Origin of the sequence: Nocardioides pelophilus, assembly GCF_014180685.1 — a bacterium.
Taxonomy (GTDB): Bacteria; Actinomycetota; Actinomycetes; order Propionibacteriales; family Nocardioidaceae; genus Nocardioides; species Nocardioides pelophilus.
Window position 1 is genome coordinate 1 of sequence record NZ_JACEHF010000209.1, and the last position, 6,509, is coordinate 6,509.

6 protein-coding genes are annotated in these 6,509 nt (G+C 71.8%); 3 read left to right on the top strand and 3 right to left on the bottom strand.

What is annotated here, in order from left to right; all coding sequences use genetic code 11:
• The 3 genes from H0488_RS21145 to H0488_RS21155 all read left to right on the top strand — a co-directional run.
• Positions 1-936 (top strand): SAM-dependent methyltransferase (locus tag H0488_RS21145; RefSeq protein WP_183101190.1); only part of this gene is annotated, 936 nt, incomplete at its 5' end.
• Entirely contained in the window at positions 933-1,748 is an 816-nt protein-coding gene (locus H0488_RS21150) for a DUF1295 domain-containing protein (protein ID WP_312856468.1), read from the top strand. The genes H0488_RS21145 and H0488_RS21150, both read left to right, overlap by 4 nt.
• 10 nt (positions 1,749-1,758) lie before the next feature.
• Complete coding sequence (locus H0488_RS21155) at positions 1,759-2,586, top strand: tyrosine-protein phosphatase (protein ID WP_183101191.1); 828 nt, start codon at positions 1,759-1,761, stop codon at positions 2,584-2,586.
• Positions 2,587-2,596: 10 nt separating this feature from the next.
• Here the strand turns inward: H0488_RS21155 and H0488_RS21160 are convergent, their stop codons facing one another.
• From H0488_RS21160 to H0488_RS21170, 3 genes are all read right to left on the bottom strand, one after another.
• Positions 2,597-4,207: a GMC oxidoreductase gene (locus tag H0488_RS21160; protein ID WP_183101192.1), complete on the bottom strand. Its 1,611-nt coding sequence runs from the start codon at positions 4,205-4,207 to the stop codon at positions 2,597-2,599.
• A gap of 57 nt (positions 4,208-4,264) precedes the next feature.
• Entirely contained in the window at positions 4,265-5,377 is a 1,113-nt protein-coding gene (locus H0488_RS21165; protein WP_183101193.1) for a YihY/virulence factor BrkB family protein, read from the bottom strand.
• A 10-nt stretch (positions 5,378-5,387) separates the two neighbouring features.
• A partial coding sequence (locus H0488_RS21170) for a tetratricopeptide repeat protein (protein ID WP_183101194.1) occupies positions 5,388-6,509 on the bottom strand: 1,122 nt, incomplete at its 5' end.

Below are 6,509 nucleotides of genomic sequence, written 5' to 3' on the forward strand. Positions count from 1 at the left end.
GGACTGGGGGTCATCGGCCGTCCGCCCGCCGCGCCCCCGACCCAGGCCCGGGTGCGGGGCCGGCTGCACACCCGGGAGCGCGACCGGCGCGCCATCAGCCACCACTACGACCTGTCGACGGACTTCTACTCGCTCATCCTCGATCCGTCGATGGCCTACTCCTGCGGCTACCACGCCGACGCATCGGTCCCGCTCGAGGAGGCGCAGCACGCCAAGCTGTCGCTGGTGTGCCGCAAGCTCGGCCTCGAGCCGGGGATGCGGATGCTCGACGTCGGCTGCGGCTGGGGGTCGCTCTCCCTGCACGCCGCCGAGCACTTCGGGGTCCACGTCGTCGGCGTGACGATCTCCAAGGAGCAGCGCCGCTTCGCCGAGGCAGCGGCGCGCCGGCGCGGGGTCGAGCACCTGGTCGAGTTCCGGCTGTGCGACTACCGCGACGCCGTACCCCTGCCGGGTGCCGAGTACGACGCGGTCGCCTCGCTCGAGATGGGCGAGCACGTCGGCGAGGACAACTACCCGACGTACGCCGGCGTCCTGCGCGACGCGGTGCGGCCCGGTGGCCGGGTGCTGGTCCAGCAGATGTCGCGGTCCGGACCGTGGCCGGGCGGCGGTCCGTTCATCGAGTCGTTCATCGCACCCGACATGCACATGCGGCCGGTCGGCGAGACTGTGGGCATGCTCGAGGACGCGGGTCTGGAGGTCCGGGACGTGCACGCCCTGCGCGAGCACTACGTGCTGACCGTCGCCGGCTGGCTCGACCGGTTCGAGTCCAACCTGGAGCAGATCACCGCGCTCGTCGGCGAGGAGATGGTCCGGGTCTGGCGGCTCTACCTGGTCGGCGGCTCGATGGCCTTCCGCGACGGGCGGATGGGCGTCGACCAGATCCTCATGGTGCGCCCCGGTGCACCGCACACGCTCCCCGCGGAGCGCTCGTGGTGACCTCCCTGCTCTGGTCGCTCGGGGTCGTCGCCGTCGTCGCCGCCGCGACGATGACGGTCACCGCCCTGATCGCACGGAGCCAAGGCCGGGTCGTCGTGGTCGACGTGGCGTGGGGCATCGCCCTGACGCTCGCGGCGGTCGCGGCGGCCGGGGTGGGAACAGCACTCGACGAGGGAGCGCCTTGGCGTTCCTGGGTGCTGGCCGCGGCAGTCGGCGTTTGGGGGCTCCGGCTGTCGCGGCACATCCACCAGCGCAGCGGCCGCGGCGAGGACCCCCGCTACGAGCGGCTGCTCGGCGGTCCGCTCGTCGAGGTCGGGATGGGGGTCGCCGTCCGCAAGGTCTTCCTCGTCCAGGGAGCCGCGGTCTGCCTGGTCGCGCTGCCGCTGTCGGTCGGCGCGGTCACCGGCATCGCGTGGTGGCCGCTGGTCGCGGTCGGTCTCGCACTGTGGGCCGCGGGGGTGTTCTTCGAAGCCGTCGGCGACGCCCAGCTCGCTGCCTACAGGCGCGAACCGCGCACCACGCGTTCGCCGGTGCTCGACACGGGCCTGTGGCGGTTCACCCGCCATCCCAACTACTTCGGCGACGCGTGCGTGTGGTGGGGCATCTGGCTCGCCGGCGGCCTGGCGAGCGGCTGGGTCGCGGGCCTCGCCACCGTGATCGCCCCGGCCGCGATGACGTACTTCCTCGTCTGGGCCACGGGAGCCCGGCTGCTCGAGCAGAGCATGATGCAGCGGCCGGCGTACCGCGACTACGCGCGGCGGACCTCGATGTTCGTGCCGCTGCCCCCGCGACGATCACCGGACGCCGCCTAGGCTTCGCGCCATGTCCACTGGCGACGAGATCCTCCGGCTGGCGTCGGCCGACAACTTCCGCGACGTCGCCGGTCCCGGCTACGCCACGCGCGACGGCGCCCGGGTGCGGCGCGGCGTCTTCTACCGCTCCCACGAGCTGCGGCTGACCGACGNCGCCCGGGTGCGGCGCGGCGTCTTCTACCGCTCCAACGAGCTGCGGCTGACCGACGACGACCACGGGACGCTCGCGGGGCTCGGCCTCCGCGCGGTGCTGGACCTGCGCTCCCAGTCGGAGATCGAGCGACACCCGGATGCCCCGGTCCCCGGCGCGGCGTGGCACAACTTCGACGTCTCCGGCGTCCCGATGGAGCAGGTCGCCGAGCTGCGCGACCGGCGCACTGCCGTCGACCTGATGGACCGGGTCTACCGCGGCTTCGTCGAGAACGACGACTCGCGCGCGGAGTTCGGCGAGCTCTTCCGCCAGCTCGCGACCGGCGGCCCCCAGCTCTTCCACTGCACCGCCGGTAGGGACCGCACCGGCTGGGTGGCCGCGCTGCTGCTGCACCTCGCCGGCGTCGACGACCCCACGATCGAGAGCGACTACCTGCTGACGAACGCGCTGACCGGCAGCAGCCGCGCCCGGGTCGAGGCCGAGATCGCAAGCCACATCGGCCCGGCCTTCGTCGCGGCCTTCGAGCCGACCCTGGTGGCGGACATCGAGTACCTCCGGTCGGGGTACGACGCCGTCGAGGAGAGGTACGGCGACCGCGAGGCCTACCTCCGCGCCGGACTGGGTCTCGACGACGACGTCCTGGGCGAGCTGCGCTCCCTCCTCCGCGAGGAGCCCCCCACGACCTGAGGGTGACCCGTCAGAAGTCGGTGGCGCGGACGTGGTCGATGTTGCGCTCGGCCAGCGCGGTGATGGTCACGAACGGGTTGACGGTGGCGGCGCCAGGGATGAGCGACCCGTCCACGACGTACAGCCCGGAGTAGCCGTGGAGGCGACCGTGGTTGTCGGTCGCCTTGCCGAGCACCGCACCGCCGAGCGGGTGGTAGGTGAGGGTGTCGTTCCAGATCTTGTAGCCACCGAAGAGATCGGTGCGATAGATCGTCCCCTCCTTGCTGTTGATCTTGTCGAAGATCGTCTTCGCCGCGGTGATGGAGGTCTGCTTCCAGCTCTGCTGCCAGCCCAGGTCGACCTTGCCGGTGGTGGGGTTCCACGTGAACTGGGCACGGTTCGGGGTCTTCGTGATCGACAGGTACAGCGACGCGTAGGTCTCGATGCCGACCGGCAGCGGCGCGACCTCGGCGAACGCGCCGCCGGCGTCCCAGTTGTCGATGCCGATGGTGGGGATCGTCGACTGGAGTGCGCCGGTCGGGTCCCACATGTGGTTGGCCCGGCCACACATGACGTTGCCGTTGTCGCCCCAGCCCTTGCCGATCTCGCCGTTGAGGTTCGGCAGCACGCCGGTGGCCTTGAGCTTGGTGAGCAGCTTGCTGGTGCCGACGCTCCCGGCCGCGAAGAACACCTTGTCGGCGGTGACCTCCTTGGTGGCGGTCACGGTGCCCGCGGTGTCGAGGACCTCGAGCACGACCGCGTAACGGCCACCGGACGCAGGCCGCACCGAGGTCACCCGGTGGAGCGGGGAGATCGTGACCCGGCCGGTGGCCCTCGCCCGCGCCAGGTAGGTCTTCTGCAGCGACAGCTTGCCGGCGTTGTTGCCGTAGAGGACCTCACCGGCGAGCGCCGACTTCGTGGCGGTGCCGGCGGCCTCCGCCTTCATGTAGCTCCAGTCGTAGACCGTCGGCACGAACCGCCACGGGAAGCCGGACCGCTCGGCGTGCTTCTTGCCGACGCGGCTGTACTGGTAGGCCGCCGTGCTCCCCCACCACGCGGGGTCGACGAGGGCGGCGCCGAGGCCCGCCTCGGCACGCGGGTAGTAGACGCCGTACATCTCGTTCGCGTCGACCGTCGGCAGCACCTGGCCGAACAGGTCACGACGGGGCGTCACGGCCATGCCGCCGTTGACGAGCGACCCGCCACCCACGCCGCGGCCCTGGTAGACCGTGATGCCGGCGAACTCCTCGGCGTCGAGGATCCCGGTGAAGCGCGGGACGTCCTTGTCGATCGGGAAGCCGAAGAAGTTGCTGACGGGCTGCTTGGTGCGGGTGCGCAGCCAGTACGACCGGTGGTCGGGCGCGGTCGTGGTGGAGAAGATCTTGCCGTCCGCGCCCGGGGTGTCCCAGGCCATGCCCATCTCGACCATCTGGACGTCGACGCCGGCCTCGGCGAGGCGCAGGGCGGTGACCGCGCCGCCGTACCCGGTGCCGATGACCAGCACGGGCACGGACGCGCCGTTGGGGATGTCAGCGGCCGCGGCGGTCCGGGGCAGACCGACGGCGGCGACGCCGACGGCGGCGCCCGCTCCGGTCAGGAACGTACGGCGGCTGAGCTCGGGCAGGGATGAACGTGCGCTCATGGGGGGTCCCTCCTCGGAAACTAGAACAGGTTATACAGCCTGCTGTGACCTGTGTCACTAGTTTCCAGGTCGGTTGTCCCGGAGCGGGCGGGTCGTCTCCTCCTCCGACGGCAGCGGCGGCGAGGCCGGGATCCGCTGCTTGATGATCTCCTCGGTGCGCGGGTCGAGCACGATCTCGTGGCTGTCGCCGTTGCGGCCGTCGAAGCGCACCGACACCGTCTCGAACCCCTTGTGCCGCTGGCTCTGGGCATACATCGCGTAGGCCTTGCGGTCGGCCTCGGTGAGGTCGACCTGGTCGGTGAAGGGCGTCAGCAGGGCGCGCGGCCACAGCTTCTCAGCGAGCACGACGTTGACCTCGATGCCGAGCACGCCCATGATCGCGCCGATGTAGAGCAGCCCGAACAGGCCGAGGACGACGCCGAACGTCTGCTGCATCTCGCTCGTGGCGTCGACCACCCGCGCGACGTACCAGGCGCCGAGCCACTGCAGGAACTGCCACTGCACGGCGATGGTGAACCCGCCGGGGGCAGCCCGGGCGATGTCGTGGTTGATCGCCTTCGCCGCGGCCATCCGCAGCAGGATCGTCATCACCGTGCCGAGGATGAGGACCGTGACCAACCGGACCAGCCAGTCGAACCACACGTAGTCCTTGATCGTGCCGACCAGCTCGGTCTCGGTGATCACGGCCGAGAGCACCGAGATGCCGAGCACGATGGTGCCGGCAGTCGCCAGCAGGAACAGGCTGGTGATCCGGGTCAGCACCGGGTGCGGGCGGATGTTGCGCGGCACCGCCCAGGCGGCGGCCTGGACGTTCTGCAGGGCGAGACCCAGGCCGACGGCACCGTAGAGCGCACCGAGCCCACCGAAGACGAGCGCGCCGACGGATCCCTGCAGGCCGTCGGGCTTGCCGAGCTGGGTGCCGATGATCGGGAACTGCGCGAGCGCCGAGCTGAGCACCTCCCGTTCGAGGGTGGGATAGCCCTGGAGCAGGAAGCCGAGGATCGACGACGCCAGCAGCAGCAGCGGGAAGATCGCGAAGAAGGCATAGAACGTCAGCACCGCGGCCAGGTAGTTGCCCTGGTCGTCGAAGTACTTGTAGACGACAGCCAGCGGCACCCCGATCAGCGGGATCCTGCGCTGGGTGCGGTCGATGCCGGATACGACCCCCACAGGGGCCAACCTACCCGTGGGGGTTGTGGAGGAGCTCCTCCCGCGCCAGCCTGACGGCCGCGTCGAGGGCGAGCGCGGCGCCCTGCAGCTCGGCAGCCGTGCGCGCGTCGGGGGTCAGGGCGGCCACCGCCGGACCGATGCGCTGCTCGCGCAGGGCGACGTCGGCGGGCACCATGACCGACCCCTCGTCGGCGTACGCGCGGTCGGCGGCCGCCACCAGCGTCACCGCGAGCGCTGGCCGGTCCCGGCGGACGGCGATCGCCGCGAACGTCTCCAGCACCTCCATCAACCGGAACGCGTGGTGCTCGAGCCCGAGCAGCATCTCGCTCGCCGACGCGAGCCAGGTCTGCGCCTCGTCGAGGTCACCGTCGGCGAGCGCGGTGTCGGCGAGGAGCGAGTGGGCGACGGCGACCTCGACGGGGTCGTCGGCCGCGATCTCCAGGACCTCGGCCAGGCACTCCCGCGCCGTCGCCGTGTCACCGAGCTGCATCGCGTTGCGGGCCCGGTTGGAGAGCGGGATCGCGAGCGACAGCTCGCCGTCGAGGCCCCGCCGCAGGGCGATGCTCGCGTCCATCAACGGAGCCGCCTCCTCGATCCGGCCGTCGTCGTGGACGATGCCGGCGAGCGAGTTGATCACCCGCGCCGCCCAGAGCGGGTCGTCGGCCTCCAGCAGGAGGTCGTACGCCGTACGGCAGAGCTCGATCGCCTCCTCGGTCCGTCCCTGCTCGGCCCGGCAGATCGCGAGGGCGTACGTCGTCCGGCCGCGGGTGTGCGGGTCGGTGTCCGGCGCGAGGGCGAGCGCCCGCGGCAGCCACTCGACGTCCTCGCTCCCGGGCGCGACGTGGTACCAGTACCGCCCCAGCGCCCCGGCCAGCTCCAGCAGCTGGGCTCCGGTGGCCGGGTCGCCGACGGCGATCGTGGCGAGCCGGGCGACGGCGGCCCGGAGGTTGGCGTGCTCCGGGTGGAGCAGCGCGACCCAGGCGTGGACGCTGCCCTGCTTGCCCTCCGACTCGAGCACGAAGTCGCAGAACCAGGCGGCGTGGCGATCGGCCACCGCGTCGCGCTCGTCGCCCAGCCGCTCGCCGGCGTACTCCCGCAGCGTCTCGAGCAGCCGGTAGCGGGCGGCGCGCCC

Coding starts and splice junctions, on each gene's coding strand:
- H0488_RS21160 (WP_183101192.1), bottom strand. CDS start 4,207: ATGAGCGCACGTTCATCCCTGCCCGAGCTCAGCCGCCGTACGTTCCTG.